The following is a 25,591-nucleotide window of genomic DNA, read 5'->3' as shown; positions in this document are numbered from 1 at the left end:
GCGCCGGGCTGAACAGGAGGGCGCTCGCCATGCTGAAATGTGGCGGCCAGCAAGTGGCGCAACAAGGATGGAGTAGCGGCGATGGCCAGGGCAATGAAAGGCACATTTGCAAGCCTGAAGTATTTGCGGCGATACTTCAGTGTGTTCGCACTGACCCTGGCGTTGGCGGCTGTGGGAGAAGCAGCGGCAAGGGACTTGTGGGTAGCTCCCGAAGGCGTCGCCTGCACCAGCACCAGCACCGCCTGCTCCTGCACTGAAGCCGCCCCCTGTGTACTCACACGCGAGCTGTTTGTCCAGCTTGTGCCGGGTGACAGCGTCAATCTGTTGTCGGGAAGCTACCCTGGGCTGGTGGTGCACGGCGTACATGGCTCCCCTGATCAGCCGATCGTAATTCGTGGGAGCTCTGTGGCACCCAGCGCCGATAGCAAGGGGGCAACTATCCGTGGCGACAATACTGGCCGGCGCGATGCACTGGAACTTGTGCGCTCATCGCACTTGGTGATTGAAAATCTCAGAGTGAGTCATGCCCGCCGAGCGGGCATCCGGGTCAACAACAGCCACCATGTGGAAATCCGCAATAGCTTGCTGGACAACAACGCGGTATGGGGAATCTTTACCAACCATGCCAACCATTTTTCCGCCACCAGAAACACCATTGTCGGCCCCGCGAGACAACACGGCATTTACCATTCCAATAGTGCAGACCATGTACAGATTATTGGCAATTACATTGTCGGTTTTGAACGGGCGGGTGTGCAGTTGAATGGTGACCTAAGCATGGGTGGGGCATCCGGGGTTACGCCGGACGGGGTGATTTCCCACGTCGAAATCCGCGACAATTTCCTCGCTGGACACGGCAGCGGGGGGGGAGGTGCGATTAACCTGGATGGTGTTGAAACGGTCTTTATTGAAGGTAACATCCTGGTCGGGAACAAGGCGGCAGGTATCACAGTCTTCAGGGAGGATGGCGCTATCGGAAGCCGCCATGTCTATGCCCAGCGCAATCTTCTGGTCATGGCGCCCGAGTCGCGCTGGGCGATCATCTTCAACAAAAGCGGTCCCGGCAGCCACTTCAGCAACAATGTTATTATCGCGCAGGACAAGCGCCGCGGTGTCTACGATGTCAATAACGTGTCGCATGGAGTACTTCCCTATAGTGAGATAGAAGGCTTGCCGTTCACCTCAGACAGAAACTATTTCTATTACGCTGGCAGTTTCGCAGTCCTGAATAACCGGGAACGGCTGGGATTCCGGTCATGGCAACGGCGTGGGCAGGACGATGCATCGGCGCTGCTGGAATTGGGCGTATTGCTTGAGCCTGGTCCAGACTTCGCCTTGCAGCTACCAGAGTCTGTCAGCGACGCCATGAATGAACTTGGTGTTGCCTTGCAGAACCCCTATCGACATTTGTTGGACGTGGAATCTGAATGAGCCTGGTTGTCGAAACCGTGACCGAGATTGGTCGGTTTGCTGCGCTCCGCGATGATTGGGAGAGAGTCAACCTCGAGTGTGAAGCAGGGAGTTTTTTTACTTCCCACGATTGGTTGGCGACCTGGTGCACCTGGTTCCTGACGGCAGGCACCTCCCTGTACATTCTGCTTGTCTGGCGCAATGAGTCCTTGCTGGGGATTGCCCCCTTCGTGATCAGGAAGGAACAGAGCGGAATCAAGTGGTTGTATCTGCTTGGCACGGGTGAAGAGGAGGCGAGTGAAGTCGCCTCGGAATATGCCGACATCCTTGTGCTGCCGGGTGCGCACCTGGAGGTCGAGCGCGTATTTGCTGACGTGATGCGAAAGGATGCCTCGGTGTGGGACGGTGTGCAGCTGCTTAATGTGAAATCAAATAGCTCTGTCAGGCCTCTTTTGGCCGGGGTGTTGGGTCGCGCTGCGATAAGAGAGCGGCTCACTGGTGCCAGATATTGCGTCGCGCTGCGGGAGTACCCGTCCTCAGATGCCTATCTGGCCAGCCTGGAAAGTTCTTCGTTTCGCAACAAATTGCAGGTCGCCCGGCGCCGCATGCTGAAAGCAGGTGGTGATTTCATCGTAGTGGATACTGATTCCGTCGATTTCGACATCTGCTATGCAGACTTGGTGCGGTTGCACAATAATCGCTGGCGGGGCAAGGGAGGCAGGGGCGTATTTGCCGATGCCAGCTTTGCCGGTTTCCATCGCGACCTGCTGCGCTTGCCGGGCCCAAGAAGTTCAGCTTATCTGGCGGTGCTGGCCCTGGACGGTGCCCCGGTTGCAGTGCTTTACTTGCTGGTTTATCGTGGCGAGTGTCATTTTTACCAGAGTGGCATTGATCCGACAGTGACGCCAAACGTCTCCCCTGGGATTCTTGCGCATTACCTGGCTATCGAGTGGGCCATTCGACAAGGTTTCACCACCTACGATTTCATGAAAGGTGGTGCGAGGGAGTCCTACAAGCAGAGTTTCTGTCGCCCCGGCGTTAATCTTTACAACTATACGATGCTGCGCCCGCGAGTAGGCGCTCTATTGAGGTATTTGGCATTTACTGCGCTCAATGTTATCAGCAGAATTCGTTGGCGCTCTGACAAGCGGTGTCCGGCATGATGTCCAGGCAGGGCTTGAGCAGACTGTTTCACTGGTCGGGGCTCAACGCACTCAGCCCGCTGGGGGAAAGCGGGCAATACGTTCGTATACTGGCATATCACCGGATCGTCGATGATCATGCCGATTTTCCCTTTGACGAGGACCTTGTCAGCGCCAGTCGCGATGAGTTCGACAAGCAACTCCGGTTTGTAAAAGCGAATTTCACCGTGGTGCCCCTTGGCGAGTTGGATGCGGCCATTCAGCAAGACAAACCGGATGAGCGGCTGTGCGTTCTCACCTTCGATGATGGCTTCGATGATTTCTATAGCAATGCCTTTCCCTTGCTGAAGGCCCACGACTTGCCAGCGACACTGTTCGTGGCGACCGACCTGATCGGCAGCAAGGAAATAATCTGGTTCGATTGGGTTGTAAAAATGCTCAAGGAAAACCAGGGCAGGCTGTTATCTGTGAACAATGGGGAGTTCCACGAGGTGGTGGCGAAGGATACCCCTCGGCGCATGTTGGATTACCTTAAAGCAGTACCGGACCATACGCGCATTGAGACGATCGGGGCGATTGAACGGGCGTTTGGCTGTGCCCAGCCGGCTGATGGCCACCCGGGCAGTCGTATGATGACCTGGCCGATGTTGCAGGAAATGAGTCTTGACGGTATGGAAATCGGCTCGCATACCTGCAGTCACCCGTTATTGAGACGGCTCGACCACGACAGCCTTATGCATGAGCTGCTGGAATCGAAACGCTGCATAGAGCGTAACCTCCATGTGGAGTGCCGCTCCTTCGCCTATCCGGTGGGAGGCAGCAGCGGGTTTTCGCGGGAGCTGATGAAATCGGTGGCAGACGCCGGATACCTCTATGCCTGCGATTACCGGGGAGGGGTCAATTACCGACATAAGCTCGATCGCTACGCGCTGCGGCGTATACATGTGGAGCGTTATGTAGACTACCCCTATTTTTGCTCCCGGCTTTGCTACCCCAAGCTATTCTCGTACTTTCGTTGAGGGCCGGCTGCTGATGGGGTTCTTCCTGTTCTTTCTTTATCTGCTCGGACTGCTGATCCGGCCGCAGGATTTCCTCCTGTTTATGCTCGAACAGCCGGTGATCTTTGCGCTCAGTTTGTTGCTGCTAATGTCCGGCTGTCTGTTCCGCCTGAAATTGAATGCTCCGCAATACTTCCATGTGTTCGGCCTGGTGGTGGCCGTACCTGTTTCACTGTTCCTGGTTTCCTGGTCCCTCATGGTCGACCGAACCTTTGACTTCGTGCTTTATTCGGTCTTGCCCTTTCTGTTTGCCGCGGCATTCGCGGATACCCTGGAGCGAGAGGAGAAAATACTGGCAATTTTCATTTTCTGTGGTGCGGTGATGGCTCTTCACGGGGTGGACCAGATTCTGGACCCCGACAAGATCGGCTGGTCGGGCGTGGCCGCGAATGTGAGGTATGACTCAATAGCGGACCCGGTATGGCAGATCCGCTACGTGGGCATATTCAATGACCCCAATGACCTTGGCATGTATCTGCTGTTCTGCATCCCGCTGATTTTGTATTTTCTGAACCGCGACGGCTTTGGTCTGAAAGTGGCGCTGTGGATCCCGCTGCTGCTACTGCACCTGTACGCGGTATGGTTGACCAACTCCAGGGGAACCATGGTGGCATTGATGGCCATCGTCGTGCTGTATGCCCTGTTCCGTTACGGGGGCATAAAAGCTGTCGTGGTGCTGGCCATCGCGGTGCCTATCCTGACACCGGTGTTTTACGCAGTGGCTCCCTCGCGAATGCTCATTACCGACGATTCGTCGTCCATGGAGCGTATTTACGCCTGGAATGAAGGTATAAAGATGTTCAAGTGGCGCCCGGTGTTCGGTATTGGCAAGGCTGGTTTTATGGATTACCACCCGAAAACCGCACACAATTCCTGGGTACTGGTGCTGGCGGAGTTGGGCATGCTGGGTTACTCACTGTGGATGGCCATGCTCAGCTACAGCGTCTTTCAGCTCTGGTACAAGTACAAATTCCTCGGAGACCGCCTGGCAGCGCTGGGCGCACTGACCGCGCACGAGATCCGGGAGCGCAAGATCGCATTTGCCCTGTTGTTCGCCATTCTGGGTGCGTTGGCGGCTGCCTTTTTCCTGAGTCGCTCCTATATTGTGGTCATATTTCTGATGTGCGGCCTGGCGGTTGCCCAGCACGCGAGGATGAAGGCGCTCTATCCCGACTATCAAGCACCAGCAATCGCCAAGCCGGTATTCCTGGTGATTCTGGTATCCATCTACCTGCTGCATTTTGCCACCAAGGTGATGTCATGAGCGCGCTGACATGAGCGTTTATGCTTCCTTGTTCCGCAAGGTGATTTTCCCCGTATACGACCGTATGCTGCGCAGGCGTGGCACCGCACAAGCGCTCCGCGAATACCAGGCGAACCTGGGCATGTCCACAGAGGAATTGCGAACTCTGCAACTGCGGAAGCTGAAAGCGCTATTGCACCACGCCCACGACCAGGTGCCCTACTACCGGCAGACCTGGGAGGCGCTGGGCATCCACCCGCAAGATGTGCATAGCCTTGGTGACTTTGCCCAGTTCCCGGTGATAACCAAAGAGATCATACAACAGCACTACAGTGAGCTACGGGCCAGTGGCACTCAGCCTACCAATATAGCCAAGGCAACGGGGGGCTCAAGCGGTGAGCCTCTCAGGTTTGAAATTACCCGGCAGAGCAATGAGTTGCGGGAAGCGGTCATGTGGCGCGGGTATGCATGGGCCGGGCTACAGCTGGGAATGAAAACAGCTTATTTGTGGGGGGTAAATGTGGGCCCCTCCAGCCTCAGGCAGCGGCTAAAGGACTCCGGCTATCATCGCTTCTATAATCGGAAGATATTCGACAGCTTCGGCATGAACGAAGAGAATCTGGCGTCTTATGTCACCGCGCTCAACACCTACAAGGCGGATGCCATGGTGTGCTACGTGTCGCCCCTTGTGACCCTGGCGAACTACATACTGCAAAGTGGCAACTCGGTGAGGTCTCCGAAGGTTATTTTGACCGGTGCGGAGCCTCTGCACGAATTTCAGCGAAGCGTGATCGAGCAGGCTTTCGGATGCGCGGTAATCAACACCTATGGCTGCCGGGAGTTCATGCTGGTGGCCGCCGAGTGTGGGCGTAAGCAGGGGTTGCATACGAACATTGACCACCTGGTGGTGGAAACGCTGGATGAACAGGGCGATTCCGTATTCGGGGTAGAAGGCCAAGTGGCTATCACGGACCTGTCCAACTATGGCATGCCATTCATTCGCTATATCAATGGGGACATGGCCACCCTGACTGACAGAGTGTGTGACTGCGGTAATCCGCTGCCCTTGATAGAGAAAATCAATGGCAGAAAGCTGGATATTATCCATGCACCTAACGGCGCCCGGCTCCCCGGTGAGTTTTTCCCGCATCTGCTCAAAGATTTCCCTGAAGTCGAAAAATTCCAGGTCAGGCAGCACCAACTTGAGCGGATTGAGCTGCTGGTGGTTTGCCGTACCGGTATCCAAGCTGCCACCTCAACCGCCATCGCCAAGGCACTGAACACCTACACCCAGGGTTCATTGGCGATTGAGCTCAGACCCGTGGATGCCATTCCGGCCACCCCCTCGGGCAAACACCGGGTTGTCGTCAATGAGCTAACGGGGCCTTGAACGTGTCCAGACTGCTCATCCTGACCAATCTGTATCCGCTGCCCTGGGAGCCCAACCGGGGGCTGTTCAACAGGCAGCAGTTTTCCCGCCTGGGCAGCCAGCGCGATCTGGAGATCCTGGTGCCCGTGGCCATTGGTACCTGGCTGCGGCAGGTCGGCCTGCGGAATTCACTGACGCAGGCCGATATACGCTACACGTGGTATTTCTATACCCCCCGGGCGGGCAGATCCCTGTATGGGTTCATGATGACGCTGTCCCTGCTGCTTAACTCCGGGCTATGGATCGCTGGCAAACGATTTGATGCCCTTTTGGCTAGTTGGGCTTATCCTGATGGTTACGCTGGGCTGTGGTTGGCGCGTGTATTCCGCTTACGGTTTTACCTGAAAGTGCATGGATCCGATATCAACGTTCTCGCCGACAAAGGGTTGCGCTTGCAGTGCATTCGCAGGAGCTGTGAGTCAGCCCGCGAGGTCTTTGCGGTAAGTGCCGCACTGAAGACGAGGATTGAGGAGATCACCGAGGGACGGGCCAGCGTGCAGGTGCTCTACAATGGCGTTGACCACGGGACTTTTTTCCCTGGCTCGCATAGATTGAATCAGCTGATCTTTATTGGCAATCTCAAGCGGGACAAGGGGATCTATGAATTGTTGGCCGCATTCGGAGCGATAGCCAGTGCCGAACTCGGGTTACAGCTGTTGATCATTGGTTCTGGGGGTGAAGAAGCCGGGCTGCGCGACACGATCAAGACTCAGGGGCTGGCTGAACGGGTAACCCTGGGCGGTGCCTTGCCTCACGATCAGGTCGCCCTTGCCCTGCGGCAATCCAGATTGCTGGCACTACCCAGCTACAACGAGGGAGTCCCGAACGTCGTGCTGGAGGCTATGGCCTCTGGAACGCCGGTGGTGGCAACTCGCGTCGGCGGCATCCCCGAGGTTGTGGTCGACGGAGAAACGGGCTTTCTATGCAAGGCAAGGGATGTGGGTTCACTGGCCCGGACATTGTCCCGGGCGCTCGCTTACAGCTGGAGCCATGAGCATATAGCGGCGCACTCCACCCGGTTCAGTTGGAGTGCCAATATCGCCGCGCTGGACACAGCGCTGGGCTGAGGAGGGATAACCATGGTGATATCCACGCGACCCGTTAAGGCTGAAATCCTGGCACTGCTGTTGCCACAATCGAAGTTTGTTTTCCGCATGCAAGGGGTGGACAACCGGTTGTATCTGACCTTTGACGACGGCCCCGACCCGCAGTTTACACCGCGGGTGCTGGACCTGCTCGGCGAACTCGAGGCCCCGGCGACATTTTTCTGCATTGGCCGGAACCTGGAACGCCACCCGGAACTGGCGGCCCGTGCCCATCGGGAGGGGCATACGCTGGGGAACCACTCGTTCTGCCACCAGCGTTTCGGAAGTCTGCCGCGCGCCAGTCAGCTGCAGGAGGTTGAACAGACAGACCGCCTGTTGCAGGAAATCACCGGTAAGCGGGGGCATCTATTTCGTGCCCCTCAGGGCAATTGGAACGCTGGGCTGTTGTTGCAGCTAATGTCCCGTGGAATCAGATGTGTACACTGGTCTTTTGATTCCCTTGATTACAAGAAGGAACCGACTGCGGAGTTCATTCAGCGCATGAAAGTCGCGAATCCGGTGGCTGGCGATGTCATGCTCTTTCACGATGATGGCGCTTTATGCGCCGACGCGCTGTGGGAACTGGTGCCCTGGTGGAGGGCTGCAGGTATGACTTTTGCCGCGTTGCCTCGGTGAACGGCGAGCGAGCAAGGCCATGAATATTGTTTATCATCATCGTACCCGGGGGGCTGGCGCCGAGGGAGTACATATCATGGGGATTGTAAGTGCCTTACGCCGACTGGGGCACAAGGTCACCATTGTATCCTTTCCGGGAGCAGACCCAGAGCGCAAGGTCACCGGGCAAGCGCAGGCGGCAATTGGCGAGCGAAAAGACGGCCCGCTGGCTTCCCTGGCTGGGGAGCTGCCGGAATTCCTGTTTGAACTTTTGGAAATCGCCTATAACCTGATGGCCACAGTGCGTTTATACCGCGCGACAGACAAGACCACCGGTTTCATTTACGAACGTTATTCCTTGTTCATGTTTGCTGGCTTGCTGGTGGCCCGGATGCGTGGAATTCCACTCATTCTTGAAGTCAATGATTCCGCGCTGGTGCCCCGGGTGAGGCGGTTGGTATTCCGCAGATTGGCCGGTTGGTTTGAAAAGCAGATCTTCCGGCGTGCCGATGGCCTGGTGTTCATTTCAGGGTATTTCCGCGACCTTGCGCAAGAGTCCTACCAATTGACCGGCGGCAGCCCCGCCGTGGCCGGTGCGCGTGTGGGTGGGCCTTTGCTGGTGCTGCCAAACGCTGCGGATCTCAAGGATTTTGACTACTACGGCATAGACCCTGCAAGGCTGCGCGGAGAGCTGGGGCTGGAAGGCAAGGTAGTCTGTGGCTATGTCGGGGCCTTTGTGCATTGGCACGGGATTGACTGGTTCGTAGAGGACATTCTGCCCATGCTGCGGGATTTCCCGGACCTGGTCCTGTTGCTGGTGGGCGACGGTGTCTGTTATCCGGGAATCCAGAAGCAAGTGATTGCTCACAACGCTGAATCCCAGGTACTGCTTACCGGGCGCCTGCGTCATTCGGAGGTGGCGGAGTATCTGGCGGCAATGGACTTTGGGGTTTTGCCGGACTCCAACGAGTATGGCTCCCCCATGAAACTGTTCGAATTCATGGCTATGGGAAAGGCCATGGTAGCGCCGGCTTTCTCTCCCATTTGTGAGGTAGTGCGCGATGCGGAGACGGCCTGGCTGTTTCCGGCAGGCGACAGAGCCGCCTGTGTGGCCCGGGTGCTGGAAGTTTATCAGGACCGGAGTGCGCAGCGCAGGGTTGGCGAGCAGGCCCGGAGCTACATCGAAACAGAACGGCAGTGGATCCATAACGCCGAGCAAATACTGGGCCTGGTGAACACATGACCTTATTGGCAGCGGATCCGCAACGCATGCTTGGTTGGTCGGCCAGGTCACATAAGCCCGATAGCCCGGAGAAGCAGTAAAGTGGAACTGGTATTTTGGTTATGTATCTCGGCCGTCGTGTACACTTACATTGGCTACGCCGTGGTACTGCATTTGTTGTCCGGAACCCTTGGTGCTGTAAGTGATTCACTCTATGTCCTGCGCAAGAACGAGCGCCGGGTGGCTGTTCAAGCCGATGATTCGCAGTTGCCATCTCTTGCTGTGGTGATATCGGCCTATAACGAAGAGAGTTGCATAGAGCAACGGGTCACAAATCTTATGGCGCAGGACTACCCGCTGGGTCGCTACCGCATTCTGATTGGCTCCGACGGCAGTACCGACGGCACCAACGGTATACTGGAGGCATTTTCTGACCCAAGGCTACAGGTGTTCTTGTTTGAGCCCAACCGCGGCAAGGCTACTGTGCTGAACGATCTGCTGGAAAATGTCAGCGAGGGAATCGTAGTTTTCTCTGATGCCAACACGGATTTTGAGGCGGGCGCGTTACGGAATCTGGCGCGACATTTTGTCGATGAAGACGTCGGGGCTGTTTGCGGGGAGCTGCAACTACATAACGCGGGAAAAGTTGCATCTGCCAACCAGGACAGCGCTTACTGGAAAGTTGAGCGCGTACTCAAGTTCCATGAAGCAAGACTTGGCGGCCTGCTGGGTGCCAATGGCGGTATCTACGCGATCCGGAAGGAACTCTACCAAGCGCTGCCCAGCGACACATTGATCGATGATTTCATGATTGTCATGCGTGTGGCCATGCAGGGGTACCGGGTTTGCTATGATCCAGCAGCTGTCGCCAGGGAGGAAACCTCACCGGATGTCGGTAGTGAATTTCGACGCCGGGTACGTATTGGTACGGGTAATTACCAGGCTTTTTTCCGCTTGCCGGGGTTATTTCACCCCCGGCATGGCTGGCTCACATTTACCTATGTCTCGCATAAGGTCTTGCGCTGGTTCGTGCCACACCTGGCTATTGGCGCTTTACTGGCCAACTGTTTTCTGCTTTCGCAGCCTTTCTACCTGATCACTTTCGCCCTGCAGATTGCGGTATATTTCTGTCTGTCCCTGTTGGTCTGGCTAAAAGTCCTCGACAGAATGCCTGCCCCGGTGAGGGCTGCTGGTTTCCTGTTCCTGATGAACATGGCCTTCATGGTAGGGTTTGTGAGACTGTTCAGCCGAGATTCGAAGGGCACATGGGCCAGGACAGTTCGATGATATACTTGAGCATTGTATGCCTTTTCGCCATCCCCCTGCTGGGTCTTTATCTGGTGCTGAAACGCAAGAATATGACGCATTGGCTGCCGGGCTATATTCGTCACAAGATATCAAGACCCGCCGTTAGCGGCCCCAGGCACATCATGTTCTGCTTTGTTGACCACTATGAGCCGCAGTGGGGCAAGGATGTGACACTGGAGCAGGAGCGGGCGAGGGTGGACAGATGGTGTGCTGAATACCCGAAACTTGCCGCCAGGCACGTGGATGCCGATGGAGTACACCCTCAACATACGTTTTTCTACCCGGAGGAAGAATACCGTAAAGAGCACCTCGATAAACTAAGCAGGCTGTGCAACAAGGGCTATGGTGAGATTGAGGTCCATCTGCACCACGACAACGACAACTCCACCCACCTTACGCAAACATTGACGGGTTTTGTGAGAACTCTTCACGAAAATCACGGAGCTCTACCGGTCTGTAAGGAAACGGGTGAAGTAAAATACGGATTTATCCACGGCAACTGGAGCCTCGACAATTCGCGTGCGGATGGCCGCTGGTGCGGAGTAAATGACGAGCTGCTGGTGTTAAAGAATACCGGCTGTTACGCGGATTTCACTTTACCATCAGCGCCCAGCGACACTCAGACACGCAAAATAAACAGCATTTACTATGCGACAGACAACCCCGATGCCCCAAAATCACATGACACTGGTACCGATGTCTGCGTAAATGGTGAGCCGGAAGGGGACCTTATGATCGTGCAGGGTCCCCTGGCACTCAACTGGAAAGACCGGAAGTATGGCTTTCTGCCCCGCATTGAAGCGGGTGACATAAGGTCGGCAATGCCCCCGACAGAGGATCGGGCTGACCTTTGGGTAAAAGCGAATATTCATGTGAAAGGGCGACCTGAGTGGATATTCGTGAAAGTGCATACGCATGGCACCCAGGAGCAGGATATGGATACATTACTCGGCGATCCAATGGATCGAATGTTTTCCTATCTTGAGACTCGCTATAACGACGGAGAGCAGCATATGCTGCATTACGTTAACTCGAGGGAGGTCTACAATATTATCAAGGCAGCTGAGGCGGGTATGGATGGTAATCCCGGATCCTATCGGAATTTCATACTCGAAAATCAAGCCGCCAACTTCATCGATCGCGATGAGTCAAGCTACCGCCAATGCGCTTCAAGCGAAGAGAGATTGTAACTCAGATGTGGAATGTTTTAAAAAAACTCAACTCACTACTGGAATTCGGGGATCGCAAAAAGGTGATCCTGGTTGTTATGCTCATGGTGGTGACGGCGTTTGTCCAAACAGTCGGTATCGCCTCCATCATGCCTTTTCTCGCGGTTCTTGCTGACCCCGAGATGGTGACTAAAAATGACGCTCTCAACTTCGTATTCACACGGCTTGGTTTTAACTCTGTGGAAGCATTCCTTTACTTTTTAGGTATTGCTGCCTTCCTGATATTCACAATGGGCACGGCGTTGCAAGCGGCCTCGCTTTGGGTGGTTACCCGATTCTCCCAACTCCAGCAGTATCATCTTTCGCGCCGGTTGATGGCTGACTACCTCCGAAGGCCGTATTCTTTCTTTCTTTCGCGAAACTCCGGCGACCTCGCCAAAACCGTACTACAGGAAACCGGGATTGCAGTGAATGGCGCTTTGCTGCCAGCCATGCAGTTCGTAGGCCACGTGCTGCTCGCCGCCGCCATTGTCGGTCTTCTTGTGATAGCTCACCCGGTTCTTGCGGTGAGTGTTGCGCTGGCTGTTGGTGTTAGCTACACGGCAGTCTATCTGGTTTCGAGAGCATGGCTCGACCGCACTGGAAGGGATCGGATCCTGGCGAACCGGCAACGCTTTACGGCATCCGCAGAAGCCTTTGCCGGCGCAAAGGAGATCCGCCTGCTAGCGCGCGAAAACGAGTACCTTGAACGTTACCGGGAGCCGTCGCAGAGGCTTGCGATGCACACGGCAAATGCCAAATTGCTAAAAAATCTACCGGTGTTTGCCATGGAGGCAATCGCGTTTGGTGGTGTGCTGCTGGTCGTGCTGGCTCTGATGGCCGGGGAGGGTGGAGTGGCAACCGCTTTGCCACTTATTGGGTTGTACGGCCTTGCCGGAAAGCAGCTTATTCCAGCAGTCAACAGGATTTTCGGCACGATTACGGAGTTGCGATTTAACATGCCGTCCGTCGATAATGTGTTGGATGACCTGGGTGATCGAGAGGGTTCAAGGCCATTGCCCGATGCCTCGGCGACACTGAATCCCTTGGTTCCCAAGCACGAAATCAAATTAATGGATTTAACGTTCCGCTATGCCGGTGCTGACGAGCCTGCGCTGCGGAATGTGAGCCTTTCGATTCCGGCGCGATCTACCGCGGGCATTGTGGGAGCATCCGGTGCTGGCAAAAGCACGCTGATTGATTTGCTACTTGGCTTGCTGGACCCAGAGAAGGGTGAAATTCGGATAGATGACGTTGTTTTGACCGCCGAAGCAATTCCGCAGTGGCAGGCCACATTGGGTTATGTGCCACAGCATATTTTTTTGGCGGATCAGTCAGTGGCACAGAATATCGCGCTGGGAGTACCAGAGGACGAAATTGACCAGGAAGCTGTAGAGCACGCTGCACGACTGGCCAATTTACACGATTTCGTCGTTAACGAACTTCCTATGGGTTACAAAACATCCATAGGTGAGCGGGGCGTACGCTTGTCGGGCGGACAACGGCAGCGCATAGGTATCGCAAGGGCACTGTACCGGGACCCGTCAGTCCTGATCTTCGATGAGGCTACCAGTGCCTTGGATAATGCGACAGAGCAGAGTGTGATGGATGCAATTCACAATCTTGCTGGCCAGAAAACGATATTCCTCGTGGCACATCGACTAACCACTGTTAAGGATTGCGATTTTATTTGTGTGTTTTCTGCAGGTGAGCTCGTTGAGGTTGGAAACTGGAGTGACCTTGTCTCTCATGGTCAACATTTTCAGCGGCTTTCCGCTGGCGTACTTTGACCCTGCTGCGACTGAAAGCGCGCTTGTGTTAAATTGCATCTAGCTATGGACGTCGTATTCGGAGGTGCGCATTGATTCTCGTCAACCTCTCAAACCTTCCTTTTTCAACTATGAGAAAGAGAAACCAGTCTATATTCGTTAATCTCGTTGAGGGTGAGTCCATTTTTACATCCGGTATTTTTGTTGACGTACCCCAGTATCTTCCGCGAAGTGCATCATTGATTGATCGATTGAAAGCAAGAAAGACTTCACAACGAGTAAAAAGATTTTCCAGTAAAATCAAGGTGCTATCCCCTGTTCTTTACTTGCCATTCAGTTACCGGCGGCCTGTTGCAAAAATTCTGTCTTCATGTGTAGTCAAAAAAGTCAGAGGGTTGATAGGGAATCAGCGCTATTGTTTGTGGATCAATAGCCCAGAAGCATCCTTTTTATACATCGCAGACGGACTTATGCAGGGAGCCGAGAAGGTAGTGGTTGATCTCTCTGACGATTTCACGGCCTTCAAAAATGCTCCAGATGATGATGTCGATGGGAGACTGAAACATTACACGGAAAAAGCACACGCTGTTATAGCTATTAACAAGCACGTTGCCTCCAAATACCCACATTGGAACACGTATATCTTTCCAAATTGTACTGATTATTCGAACTTTGCCAAAGACGACCCATACTACTACCACCCTCCGGTGTTGCCGAAACCCGTAGGCACTAAATACGTTGGGTTTATTGGCGGATTCAACAAGGGACGAATAGATGAGCCTTTAGTGACACGCCTGTTAAGCCAGTTCCCTGACATTACATTCATTTTTGTCGGCTACACCAATGATAAGTCTTTGCGAAAGGAGATAGCAGAGGTTGGGTCAAATGTACTTTTCATCGAGTCAGTACCCTATGAGATCCTTCCTTACTTCATTAAGTCATTTGATGTTGCGATAGTTCCACACTTGATAAATGAACACACGCGTGGCAATGATCTCTTAAAGGTTCTTGACTATATGGCATGTGGTGTACCCGTAGTGACGACTAATTGCTCAAACGTGAGTAAATTTGCAGACGCCCTTTATGTAGCTCAAGATCACGATGAGTTTATATCGTTGGTACGTTCACTAATAGATTCTCAAAAAAAGCATGATCCTCAAAAAGGAATAACGTACGCGAAAAAATTCTCCTGGAGTTCTACTGTGCCACAGCTAGCAAAGTTTCTAAACACGGGGCATGAGACGACGAGAAAGTTGAACGCGTCAAAATCATGAATTTTCAGCGGCCTGCTAAAGGAGAGCTTGCCTATGCTGCCTGACATCGCGAGATTTCTTAATAATCACGTGCTTTCGAAAATGGACCTTCATATTAGCCGTCGGTCGAGATTGCCCGCAGAGTTCAAGTCCAAAAACCACAAACCAATACTTTTCTTCCATCCCCCAAAGTGCGGTGGGACGTCCGTGGAATCCCTACTGCAAGAAAAATTCGGCACAGGAGAGACGCTCTCAGCTCATGCGTCTCGGCAACTATCTGAGAAATTGGACCTCTCACTGGGCCAGGTCAGAGAAATCTTGCTCGCCTACAATCTTTACTTCCCGGAAAAGGTCCTTTTCAGCGGACATTATCCTTTTAGCGAACGCACGATGAGCGATATATTCGATAGCTTTGATGTGATCACGATTTTGCGTGAACCGAAGTCACGCCTTCTGTCACAGTATTACTACAATCGTTATAATCCGAAAAGGGAACATTTTGCGATCGAAACTGACCTGGAGGAATGGCTGGGTACGGAGGAGGCGAGGAAAGCGGCGCTGGTATTTACGCGAATGTTTGTTGGCGATATACGACTGGGCGAGTCTCTTTGTCAGTTTACCCGTCCTGCTGAAGCCAGGGAAGCTGCTGAGCGCTCGATCCGGAATCTAGGAAAATTTTTGGCGGTTGGCATTCTTGAGAAGCGAAAGGATTTCGAACAACAACTCCGTGAAATGTACAACATAAAGAATCCTCTGGAACACTTGATGTCAAGCCCTGCGCAAAAATACCCGACGTTTGAGGAGCAGCCGATCAATATTCAGGAGAAAATCGCAAGACTTTGCGATATAGATTCGCTCGTTTATCGTGAGTTCATCTGAATTACATGGGGTGCGCTCAAATCCCAAGTGCTGCAGTAGTTTCTCGATGTATTCCCGTAAGCTTACACCAGTTCGTTGAATAGCCGAGCATCGTCATCTCGATTTGGCATCAGGGGCCAGTAAGCCCCCAAGCTCAAGCTCTTCGACCCAGCCACTGAATTCCTCATAGTTCTCAACGATTTCAGTGAGAGGGCGCGTATTGATCTTGCGGAGTTCAGTGGAAACAGGTCTTGCCCGCGTAAGTCCAATGTGATTGAGGACGGCATCAACCGTTCGTTCGTGAGAGGCGGGATCAAGAAGATCCCGCTCATAGACGAGTGAGAGGTGGGGGATCTTTGCAAGTATTTCCTGCTCTCGTGCCCTCATCGCCTTGTTGTAACGGATCCGGGCGTGGAGATCATCCCGATCAACGTGGACAGTCAACATTTCCGGACGGTCATCTCGCTTATGCCAGTAGCCACTGGCCTGACCTACTATCTCCGATAGCACTTGCCTGATGAGGTCCCCGCGGTGAACATGCAAAACGTGCCAACGATCGCGTACCAAAGACTGAACAAAGGCATTGATGTCGGCGGGAGCCAGTCCTGACCTCGCCCTGTATGTGTCGAGGTGATCCGGCTTAACGTGACAAATGAAGTTCCCCCCTGGTCCCTGCCGAGTGGGATCACGGGAAAAACCCTTGACATACGCAGTTGGCCACTGAGCTCCTCGACCAAGCCCAATAAGCGGTTCATCGTTTGGGACAAACAGTCCTGTAGAGCAGACTAGACTCTCAAGGACGGTCGTACCGCTGCGGCCCTGGGCAAAGATGAGAACACGGGCGCCGGGATCAGTTGCGCGTGCGCGTATGGCTTTAACGTAAAACCGCGCCCGCTCTCTGGATATTCTGGATAAACGATTAGCGACTTTGTAGAAAGGTTTCCGGAGGAGACGAGCAGCAGGTTTAAAGAAATTCATTTGAGGAATCGTAGAGTGGCCGACCAGGCGGAGTACAAGATACCTGGGCGCTCTATTGGACAGTAAGCTGAGCTTACAACATGGTGCACCAAGGCTGCAAGCCGCTCCGGCGGGCCTGTGCAATTCCCCAGCTCTCCCGGCAGATTCGGCAGAGCTACCTTGCGGTTGACAAGACGTTCTTGAGTAAGGAGCATAAAAGTGAACTCTTCAACTTTGATGTGAATATCTGTAGGCAATTATCTCGCCCTTCAATCACTTCGCTCAAGAGGGACTTTTTAAGAGTTTTGCCAATTTGTCTGCATATTCGGTGGCAGCATTTATTGATGAGTCAATCACTGCGGTTCCGGTATTATTCGGCTTCTCGAGTGTCCTGAACGTTTCCAGATGCTGCAGTACCTGTTCGGTCGATCGTGCAAACCAGCAACCTTCAAAGATTTCTGAATAAATTACGTAGCGACGTCTGGCGAGTGCCTCCAATACCATGCGCGGCATGCCATCGTGTTTGGTTACGCGTAACAGCATACCTATTTGGGCCCAGACCTCTCTCATATCCTCGACCCAGCCCAGGCTGGTCACATTCGGGTAGTGGTTCAGAGAATGGGATTCATCAGCGATGATGAAGAATTGGAGGTCCGGATTTGCCTCTATGGCCGCAATAACCATGTCTTCGCCGTAAAAAGTTCTGCGTTCAGTGGGCAGATAAGTCAGTACACCTCTTGGGAGACTTGACGGTGTATCATTCAGATCGCTGTTAATTTTGCAGAAGGAAGGAACATATTCAGCCTCGATCCCAATCTCACGAAGTTCGGTAACCAAATGAGGAGAAACTGCAATATTCAGGTCAATAAACTCATCAATCGCCTTGGCGACACGGACGGTTTTATCGGACTTGCTAGAGTACAGTACATCCGAGCCAACCCACCATCGCACCACGGCACAGTCGAGCATCCTGGCGCGGTAAAGCTGTCGTCGTAAGAAGGTACCGTCGCCGTTGTGATATCGAACAAATACAACGACCTCGCTACGCCATGCGAAATAGAGCCAGGCTGGCACATTTAGCTTTGATATCTGATTGATAACTTTTACATTGACGCCCAGGTCATTCAGTTCACGGGCCAAGTCACGAATGGGCTCTGAACGATCAGGGCCTCCTTTCATCAGCAAGACTCGCCGCAACGCCAACTTCCTCGGAGTCTTTGGATTTTTCTCTACGTTCACTGAACTCATTTTTACTCCCGCATTCAGCGCCATTTCCTGTCTCACCACTTTGGCACAAATCCTTGTGCCGGTAAATCAACCCGCACGAGGGTTGCTCGACCCTTCCCCCGCTTTTCGTGGCGCCGCACGCGCAATCTGTGGAAGACCGAAAAATCGTACCAGCATTCTGCAAGTGCCCCTTAAGTAGTCCTCAAGCGGACACTATAATGCCAGAAGCAGGGCGCGAGGCAGTCAGGTCTGTGCGGTATCATAGATAGCCAATTGACTATCAGAAAGTCCTATGCATTAGAACATTTCATGCGACAGGGATCGCCTTGTATACTTCGCTTGCGGCATTACCGATGCTGGATGCCGCCCACCAAATTTCTGAAGGTCCAAAACTTTACACTGGATAAGACATGGAAAGCGGAAAACTGAGCGGGAAAAGTCCGCGGAGGGCTTTGCACTTACATATTGGCCTTCCGAAGACAGCCTCTACTTGGCTTCAAGAGAAAGTCTTTACATTGCTTCAGCATCTTGAGTATCTGGACTGTCCAAAGAGTTCATTATTTGAGCATGCTCGTGAAGTAGCTGAGCGGCGGCTGTTGACCGGCGCTTTCAGGCGATCCAGCGAAATTTGGCGGGGCTTTGGCGATGAGATTTTCAAGGACCTGCTCGGAGATCGTCAGACATGGCTCACGGATGGTCGAGACCTATTAATCTCCGATGAAGGAATGGGGCGTCAAGCTACGCGTCCAGCCTTGTTTGCCGCCCACATCGACGAGATGCAGCGAAAAGCTAAGGAATGGGGCTTTGGACGCCTCAACATTGTGTGCATAATTCGTCGCCAGGATCACTGGCTTGCCTCCCATTATGCACAAATGTCTGATCGAAACCCCATTGCGGGGCAAGCGGACTTCGAGTGTCTTGTGCGAGAAGTTACCTCGCCCCAATTTGCCCGATATGAATTTGGTATGCTTTTGGATTTCAGCGTGATCTACGACCAACTTAGGGAAGTAGTGGGTACAGGGAACCTATTGATGTTGCCGTACGAACTGTTGAGAAAATCACCGGAGGTATTCCTGCCGACTTTGTTAGAAAGACTTGATACTCCGTCCGACAAAATTGCGGAGATTGTTCGCTTAACCCGAGGTACAACTGCAAACGTTCGCTCTGAGCAAGGAATATGGCGCCTGCGCCCCCCGGCTGTTCGGAAAATTGGCGGATTTGCTTTGCCTAATTGGTCCTTTGGCAAAAGGGAGCACACAATTGAACTCACTTCCGATATTTCGCGCAGTATTCTCAGCGCATATTCGATGAGTAATCAAGCACTCGCTGCAAAGATTGGGGTTGATCTGGACGACCATGGCTATTTTGATTTCCACTAGAAAAACTTGCCACTAATTATTTGTGCCGAGGAGCATTTTTCTGATGATGGTCCCGGGCAAGCTACTCCCTGCGAGGGGCGGTATTTCGTGCTCCCATCCGGACAATACGCTCGAACACGCGCTGCCCCTTAGCCAAAAATATGCGCATCTTGTCGGAAGTGAATGCCTGGAGCAGCATGTTGCGCACCTCCCAGGATGTTGGCGCCAAAGCAAAGGCACGCAAGGCAAGCCGCCGCGCAGCATTCACATCATTCCTTCCGGGCGCGAGAAGCCTGCGTGCGCTGTCGATTAGAAAGAGGTGAGCTAGCCCCGCCTTTCGCATCTGCGCGCCATGCTTTGTATAAAATTGATTTCGCGCTTCTTGATTGGCTTTTACATTCAGTGACCGACGGACCTCGTCACCACTAGATCCTGAAAGATCGCGACTGTCATTGTAGCGAACCAGGGGCGTACTGATACAATCGATCTTGTAGTGGCGAGAGACACGCAACCAATAATCATAATCCTCGATCGCCGGCAGGTTCTCATCGAAAAAGCCAACCTCCGCAACGACATTTCGCCGGATCATCGCGTTGCTTCCCGCGCCATGCAGAATGTTTCTCACGAGAAGTTCCCGATACAAGTCACCACGCGCGGTAGGTTCCTGCAAAGTATGACTACCCTCACATCGCACTGTTTCGAGACCCGTATAGATCAGCGCCACTTCGCGGGGGGATCGGCGAAAAAGATCAACCTGCATGTCCAGCTTTTCTGGAAACCACTCATCATCATCGTCAAGAAAGGCAACGAGTGGCGCGCGGGCGTCTCGCAGACCGCGATTGCGAGCGGCCGCGACCCCCCGGTTTTCAGGCTGCCGCAAATAGCGCAGGCGCGGATCCTGAAAACCTGCAACGACAGATGCGGGATCATCCTGCGAGCAGTCATCGACGATGAGGACCTCGAAATCAGTAAATGTCTGTTTGAGTACGCCATCGAGTGTGCGTGGTAACAGGTGAGCGCGGTTATAGACCGGAATGATGACGCTGACGGCCGGGAGGTTCGGCAGCGGGCAGAGGCTTGCAGCATCTGGCTCAGAGTTCGCCAAGGCCGAAGCTAGCACAGTTTCGGCACGATTGGTTCCGAAACGAATCACTTCAACACGATCTCGCGGCGGCGCGGCGACTGGCTTCATCCCGTTGGACGACACGCGACTGCGGGCGCGAGAAGCCAGCGCGCGCGACCAAAGCGAAGGAGCGTACTGCCGCATGCGAGTTCTGGCCTGCTGGCAGAGGCCGTCGAAACGTCCGGCTGCGTCGGCGGCAATCAAGGCAAACGCGTGACTTACCGACGGCTTGTAGATATCAATCCGTTTCTGCTCCTCCAACATACGGGCAACTTTTTCGATGACCGCCATCCGCCCGATGAGTCCGCCGTAGGTATAACGCTTGCCGCTCAGAGAAGTCTGCCCTTCTGGAAGTCTGCGGTAGTATGATGTCCCGGAAGCAGTCTCGATCAACGGAATGTCGCTCAGCAGGGCGCGCATCATCAGGTCGCCGTCATCGTTGAGGAATGTTTCTTCGTCCCAACCTCCGGTATGCACAAAGGCCTTTTTCGACCAGAGGACCGAGCAAGTAGTATAATACCAGCCCACCAGCCAGGCGCTGAGCGCATCCTGGTCGGGCCGTCGTCGAGCGCAGGAAGCAGGTCGGCTTATCCATTCGCCGTTCTCGAGTTCAAGCCTTCGCCACGGACAGGCAGCAATTCCGCCTGGCCGATCTGCAAGTCCGGCCGCCAAGGATTCAAGCGCATCGGGGGCGAGCAGATCGTCAGCATCGAGAAACATCAGTGCGTCTCCGTTCGCGAGCGATGCGCCGAGATTGCGCGTCCGGGCAGCGTTCCGAAAGGATTCGGAATACACCTGAACCAAATCTCCAGCAGCCAATTGGAACCGACGCGCAATCTCGAGACTTCTGTCCGTGGATCCGTCATCGACGATAATAATCTCATTGGGGCAGTGGTTCTGATCCAGTACCGAACCGATGGTTTGCGCCAAGTAGAGTTCGGCATTGTGACAGGGAATGATGACAGAGATTTTCATATCGGCGTGCTTCATGCCGCCTCCCATATGTTGCCGGCAGATTGTGTGACCAGAGTGGGCAGACTCTCCCGGACTGCCGCCGGATCGACCATCAGGTTCAATGCCAGGGGGTGGAGATCGCCCAGCGATTCGGCCAGCCGCATCAAAAGGCCCAGCATCGAACCTGCAAATAATTCTGTGCACCCGCCTAGGTTAAACATAGTCGATCAATCAATATTCGATGCTGATCATAAACCGGTTAGAGGTCGCCCGCCAATTCCGGATTGGTATAGTCCACTTCTTGGACACGTTGTGATCGCCAGGTAAACTACCTTGATCACCGATTCGTTTGTAGTGAGATTGTTACGTTTTCTTCTCCAGTAGTGATTTACCAACAAATTTTCCAATACTTAACAAGTCCTTAACTTTACGGGAGTATCCAAGGTGTTGAGCAGATCTCAAAATGCACTCTGCAGTGTGACCGTGCCACGCTAGATCTTTTGCCCAATCATAATATATCTTTGCCTTGACCACTTTAGCAGACGCTTGCAATTCGTTCCTTGAATCTGAGCCCGAGAGGAATCGATCGACCACATAAAGATTGTCGCGGTAGGATGACAGTTGCCCCCCAAGGCTGTCATCAATTCTCGCCTTAAACACGAGTGGCTGGTCTATCTCAGCTATGGCCCCCTGGCTTGCTACCTTAAGATACAAATCTATATCTTCGGCTGTTTTCAGTGCTTCGTCGAAGCCGCCAAGGTAATCAATAACGCTTCGCTTTATCATGAAACTGGAGGTTCCAAGGTACGGCGATCGAAAAACATCACTGAGGGACTTCGTCGAAAATTTCAACGGGGCGTCAGGGTTGATTTCCAAAGCTAGCAGATCAAGCTCTCTTGTCTTTCCGGTATAACAAGCGAGTAACTGCGGATTTTCTTCCATGAGCCTCACTTGAATTTGCAGTTTAGCTGGGTGCCAGCAATCGTCTGCATCGATAAAGGCAATATACTTGCCGGCCGCTTCTCGTATTCCGAGATTTCGGGCTGAAGACGCGCCGCGATTGGTTTGGGATAGTATTGTTATGCTATCGGAATGCTCTCGGAGAATTTCGAAGGATTTATCGGTAGACCCATCATTTGTTGCAATGATTTCCAGATCCTGAAAAGTCTGGCGAAAGATGGAGTCCAGGCAGCGCTCAATGTACTGCTCCGCGTTGTAAACCGGAACGATCACGCTTACTTGATTTGACATCCAAAAGCTCCAACAGAACGTCTCGTGCAAATTACTTTGTGCTCAACGCTTCAGAAATGGGTGGTGAATCGGGTCCTTCATCAGTACGAAGTAGCCTGAAGTCGCAGCCCAGGTATCGGGTTGGGTATCGAACCTGTCAGCAATTTCCTGGGGAATTTTGTTTTCGTCATAAGTCGCTTCTTCCTCGACAATTTTAAATCCCAATTTGTCGAAGATCTGGATGAAATCATAATGCCGCATTCGGTTCTGATAATGGCAATTGTGATTAAATAATTTCCATTCAGTCTCCGAAAATTTAAGAAAATTGAGCAGCGAAATCGACGGATCGGTGTGTGCGTAGTGATCACTATAATCAATTTTTGCGGATATGATTCCGCCAGGCTTTAATATACGATGCAGTTCATCAAAAATTTCCAGAATACTTTCCCGTGGAATGTGCTCAAGCGTATTTGTAGATATACAGGAATCTATCGAGCTATCCTCGAAATCAGTATCAGAGGCGTCATAAGGCGCACGGTAGTCAATTCCGTAATACGTTAAATCTTTGATCGAATCAATTTCTTCGTTCGATCTGAGCTGGCATTTTTCTGAAAGCAGTCTGCGAGCAGTATTCACCAAGTCTAGATCAATCATCGGATTTAGATCGACCACGATTTGCGTACCAATAATGTCACTCAAATAGAGATTTTGAGCCAGATTTTTCCCGGCACCGAATTCAAATACACGGCAGCTAGCTTTATATTTATTTATTGTGTTGCCGTGCCTGACCCAGTCGTCGCTAATACCAAGTTGAGTTATCCGTGACCGCTTTGTAACGTGTCTTTGAAGAAAATATAGAAAGCGCGGCGCATTAAACAGATCGACCAATTTGAATGTTGCCGACTTCACTCTCCAGGGTATATTCATTTCTACTTCACGCTCCAGTTCCGGGGATTTTCTTGCCTCGCCGCAGGGTAGATAAATGGCCCTCCCCAAAATTGGACCGCAGGATATGTACAGCCGTGGGGCATGTCGCCAATTTGGCAGCGCTTCGATGGGACACATTTTCCAACGCGGGCCCCCCCGGACACGGATGTCTACCTTTTTGATTGTACAACAAAAAAGTATCGTCGGCGGCCAGAGTTATCCTGGTCTTGAAGGACGAGAAAGTCGAATACGTCAGAATAACGCCTTTTTAGCAGCCTGTTAGGGGCATTCCACTGTTGGTGGACCGGATCGGTATGGACACTATCCCCTCAGGTCGGCCAGTTCAGCCCGGCTTTCTACGGAAATGTCCAGAAAAGCTTGTGACGACTATTTTATGCTGAATGGCATTCATGTAGTGTCCCGTCCTTTTGAGGGGAGAAACCATGCGAAAAGCTCTTGCCATCCTGCTGCTCATACCCGGTGTGTGTCGGGCAGACCTGAGCTTTCAGTTTGTTGACGGTGCTGACGTTGGCATCGGGGCGGTGCTGGAAGCCCACAAGCAAGAAGCTATTGCTGCCGGACAGAGTACCTGGCTATGGGGCGCTAACACGTGGTCTGACCCGTCGGGCTCCTACGCCTACTTCGTGTTCCACGGGCATGGTAGCGGCTTCCTGTTCAAGCGTAATGTGGACGGGAGCTACACCGATATTTCCCCGACCCCGCCAGACGACAGCATCACTCGCCCGGCTGAAAACCGCCCCTGGTTGCTGGACGTGAACAACAACGGTTATGTAGATATTCTGCACACGGGGGATGAGTCGCGCGATGCTGCCAGTCTGTTGAACAACGGTGACGGTACGTGGACATTTTCCAAGGATCACCGTGTGGCCAAATCCAACGGACGGATTATAGACGCTAACGGCGACGGATACCCCGATGTAGAGACATATCGTAGCCGCAACAGCCGGTGGCCGCTGGGCGCTGTGCTGACGGGCAGCAATCTATCCGGTCATGGATTCGCATGGCAGGCACAAGCGGCAACGCTGCCAGAAGGGGCACCCCAAGAGGTGGTTGCCAGGGTGGCGGCTGCCGATGATCGGTTCCACAGGCTGCGCATTTATGACCTGGACGCCTCGACCTATATCGCTACCTACGGCGGAGGCTATGCCGGCGAAAAGTTCATCTACACCATTCGCAACAACCAGGTGGTTGACATTGGCCTGCCGCCAAGTGGGATGGCCCACAGACCGCTGGATGTAGATGGTGATGGCGATTTGGACGTAGTGGTCCAGTATTCCTCCGCCGCAGGCGTCTATCGTCAGGACGCTGCCGGGCAGTTTGTGCTTGATGAATCTGGTGACATGCCGACCATCAATAGCGAGCTGTCTGTTGGCTCAGTAGCCTATGAGTGGGACGTGTGGGCCATAGACCTTGATCAAGATGGTGACCTCGACCTGATCATGAGTAACAAGCGCAGCACCAAGGCGTGGATACTAGATAACCGCGAGGGCGCGTTTCATATCGCCCGTGCTCTCCGACACGTTGACGGCGAGGCCATCTACCCCGGCGATGCTGATGGCGACGGCGATATTGACGTGATAGTTGCGGGCGGCGGCAACACTGGAACTGCAAAGCGAAACAGCGATCAGGCCGCTCTCTATATCAATCAACTCAACCCGACTGTGGTACTCCAACCGCAACCGGAGCCCGAACCGGAGCCCGAACCGGAGCCCGAACCGGAGCCCGAACCGGAGCCCGAACCGGAGTCACAGCCCGAGGCTGCCGAGTCGGCTCTGCTCGCGGCACTAGGCCGGGCGGGTAGAGGTGAGTGGGCATCCGCAGTCACGGCCATTACCCTCGCTATCGAGCGTCAAACTAACTCTCAGAAGATCGGGAAGGGCAGGCAGACGCCAGAACCTGACCCCGAACCAGAACCAGAACCGGAGCCTAACCCGGAACCGGAACCGGAACCGGAACCGGAACCGGAACCTGAACCTGAACTGCCAGAGCCTGAATCCCTCGGCATGATCCCACTACCGGACCACGACCCGGATAGTCAGGCGTGGGCCAGTTGGGTCAATCATGTCCATTCCAATGGCACGTCCGCCTCGGGTCACGCGCTGTTGTACGCGGTGACGGGCGATGAGTACCACTGCGCCAAGGCGATCGCCAAGGCACAGGCCCGCGTAGATGCGGACAACGTGGGTGGCAACCA

At 53.5% G+C, this 25,591-nt stretch carries 20 protein-coding genes; 15 read left to right on the top strand and 5 right to left on the bottom strand.

Going from position 1 to position 25,591, the window contains the following annotated elements; translation table 11 throughout:
• Positions 1-81 precede the first annotated feature (81 nt).
• The 13 genes from Q6D67_RS01860 to Q6D67_RS01800 all read left to right on the top strand — a co-directional run bounded on the left by Q6D67_RS01860 (position 82) and on the right by Q6D67_RS01800 (position 15,621).
• The gene (locus tag Q6D67_RS01860) at positions 82-1,431 is read left to right on the top strand and encodes a right-handed parallel beta-helix repeat-containing protein (protein ID WP_304703821.1); all 1,350 of its coding nucleotides are present in this window, start codon (positions 82-84) and stop codon (positions 1,429-1,431) included.
• The gene (locus tag Q6D67_RS01855) at positions 1,428-2,573 is read left to right on the top strand and encodes a GNAT family N-acetyltransferase (RefSeq protein WP_304703820.1); all 1,146 of its coding nucleotides are present in this window, start codon (positions 1,428-1,430) and stop codon (positions 2,571-2,573) included. Before Q6D67_RS01860 ends, Q6D67_RS01855 begins: the two co-directional genes overlap by 4 nt.
• 14 nt (positions 2,574-2,587) lie before the next feature.
• Positions 2,588-3,571 (top strand): polysaccharide deacetylase family protein, encoded by a 984-nt coding sequence (locus tag Q6D67_RS01850; protein ID WP_304703819.1) that lies wholly within the window; start codon positions 2,588-2,590, stop codon positions 3,569-3,571.
• A 13-nt stretch (positions 3,572-3,584) separates the two neighbouring features.
• A complete protein-coding gene (locus tag Q6D67_RS01845) occupies positions 3,585-4,874 on the top strand; it encodes an O-antigen ligase (protein ID WP_304703818.1) in 1,290 nt (429 codons plus the stop codon).
• 10 nt (positions 4,875-4,884) lie between these two features.
• Complete coding sequence (locus Q6D67_RS01840; RefSeq protein WP_304703817.1) at positions 4,885-6,243, top strand: phenylacetate--CoA ligase family protein; 1,359 nt, start codon at positions 4,885-4,887, stop codon at positions 6,241-6,243.
• 2 nt (positions 6,244-6,245) lie between these two features.
• On the top strand, positions 6,246-7,349 hold the full coding sequence (locus Q6D67_RS01835) for a glycosyltransferase (RefSeq protein ID WP_304703816.1): 1,104 nt from the start codon (positions 6,246-6,248) through the stop codon (positions 7,347-7,349).
• A gap of 12 nt (positions 7,350-7,361) precedes the next feature.
• Positions 7,362-8,003, top strand: a complete 642-nt coding sequence (locus Q6D67_RS01830; RefSeq protein WP_304703815.1) for a polysaccharide deacetylase family protein — start codon at positions 7,362-7,364, stop codon at positions 8,001-8,003.
• Between the two features lie 76 nt (positions 8,004-8,079).
• Entirely contained in the window at positions 8,080-9,225 is a 1,146-nt protein-coding gene (locus Q6D67_RS01825) for a glycosyltransferase family 4 protein (protein WP_370551908.1), read from the top strand.
• A gap of 81 nt (positions 9,226-9,306) precedes the next feature.
• Positions 9,307-10,491, top strand: coding sequence for a glycosyltransferase family 2 protein (locus tag Q6D67_RS01820; RefSeq protein ID WP_304703813.1), 1,185 nt, complete (start codon positions 9,307-9,309; stop codon positions 10,489-10,491).
• A complete protein-coding gene (locus Q6D67_RS01815) occupies positions 10,488-11,702 on the top strand; it encodes a hypothetical protein (RefSeq protein ID WP_304703812.1) in 1,215 nt (404 codons plus the stop codon). The genes Q6D67_RS01820 and Q6D67_RS01815 overlap by 4 nt, the downstream gene beginning before the upstream one ends.
• The gene (locus Q6D67_RS01810) at positions 11,675-13,510 is read left to right on the top strand and encodes an ABC transporter ATP-binding protein (protein WP_304703811.1); all 1,836 of its coding nucleotides are present in this window, start codon (positions 11,675-11,677) and stop codon (positions 13,508-13,510) included. The genes Q6D67_RS01815 and Q6D67_RS01810 overlap by 28 nt, the downstream gene beginning before the upstream one ends.
• Before the next feature lie 71 nt (positions 13,511-13,581).
• A complete protein-coding gene (locus Q6D67_RS01805) occupies positions 13,582-14,763 on the top strand; it encodes a glycosyltransferase (RefSeq protein WP_304703810.1) in 1,182 nt (393 codons plus the stop codon).
• 186 nt (positions 14,764-14,949) lie between these two features.
• Positions 14,950-15,621 carry a hypothetical protein gene (locus Q6D67_RS01800; RefSeq protein WP_370551907.1) on the top strand — a complete coding sequence of 224 codons (672 nt, stop codon included), beginning with the start codon at positions 14,950-14,952 and terminating at the stop codon, positions 15,619-15,621.
• Positions 15,622-15,714: 93 nt separating this feature from the next.
• Here Q6D67_RS01800 and Q6D67_RS01795 read toward each other — a convergent pair whose 3' ends face one another.
• Together Q6D67_RS01795 and Q6D67_RS01790 are read right to left on the bottom strand one after the other, a co-directional pair.
• Positions 15,715-16,047 (bottom strand): hypothetical protein, encoded by a 333-nt coding sequence (locus Q6D67_RS01795; RefSeq protein WP_304703809.1) that lies wholly within the window; start codon positions 16,045-16,047, stop codon positions 15,715-15,717.
• Positions 16,048-16,839: 792 nt separating this feature from the next.
• Complete coding sequence (locus tag Q6D67_RS01790) at positions 16,840-17,829, bottom strand: hypothetical protein (RefSeq protein ID WP_304703808.1); 990 nt, start codon at positions 17,827-17,829, stop codon at positions 16,840-16,842.
• A 365-nt stretch (positions 17,830-18,194) separates the two neighbouring features.
• Between Q6D67_RS01790 and Q6D67_RS01785 the strand changes: the two genes are divergently transcribed.
• Positions 18,195-19,163 (top strand): hypothetical protein, encoded by a 969-nt coding sequence (locus Q6D67_RS01785; RefSeq protein ID WP_304703807.1) that lies wholly within the window; start codon positions 18,195-18,197, stop codon positions 19,161-19,163.
• Between the two features lie 61 nt (positions 19,164-19,224).
• On the opposite strand, the gene Q6D67_RS01780 is transcribed toward Q6D67_RS01785, so the two are convergent.
• From Q6D67_RS01780 to Q6D67_RS01770, 3 genes are all read right to left on the bottom strand, one after another.
• Positions 19,225-21,255, bottom strand: a complete 2,031-nt coding sequence (locus tag Q6D67_RS01780) for a glycosyltransferase (RefSeq protein WP_304703806.1) — start codon at positions 21,253-21,255, stop codon at positions 19,225-19,227.
• A gap of 327 nt (positions 21,256-21,582) precedes the next feature.
• Positions 21,583-22,470 (bottom strand): glycosyltransferase family A protein, encoded by an 888-nt coding sequence (locus Q6D67_RS01775; protein WP_304703805.1) that lies wholly within the window; start codon positions 22,468-22,470, stop codon positions 21,583-21,585.
• Between the two features lie 42 nt (positions 22,471-22,512).
• Positions 22,513-23,514, bottom strand: a complete 1,002-nt coding sequence (locus Q6D67_RS01770; RefSeq protein ID WP_304703804.1) for a class I SAM-dependent methyltransferase — start codon at positions 23,512-23,514, stop codon at positions 22,513-22,515.
• A 305-nt stretch (positions 23,515-23,819) separates the two neighbouring features.
• On the opposite strand from Q6D67_RS01770, the gene Q6D67_RS01765 reads away from it, so the two are divergent.
• Positions 23,820-25,591, top strand: a 1,772-nt coding sequence (locus Q6D67_RS01765) for a VCBS repeat-containing protein (protein ID WP_304703803.1), incomplete at its 3' end; no start/stop codon positions are given.

The organism is Haliea sp. E1-2-M8, from assembly GCF_030649675.1.
Classification (GTDB): Bacteria; Pseudomonadota; Gammaproteobacteria; order Pseudomonadales; family Halieaceae; genus Haliea.
This window is presented reverse-complemented; position numbering and strand designations above follow the sequence as displayed.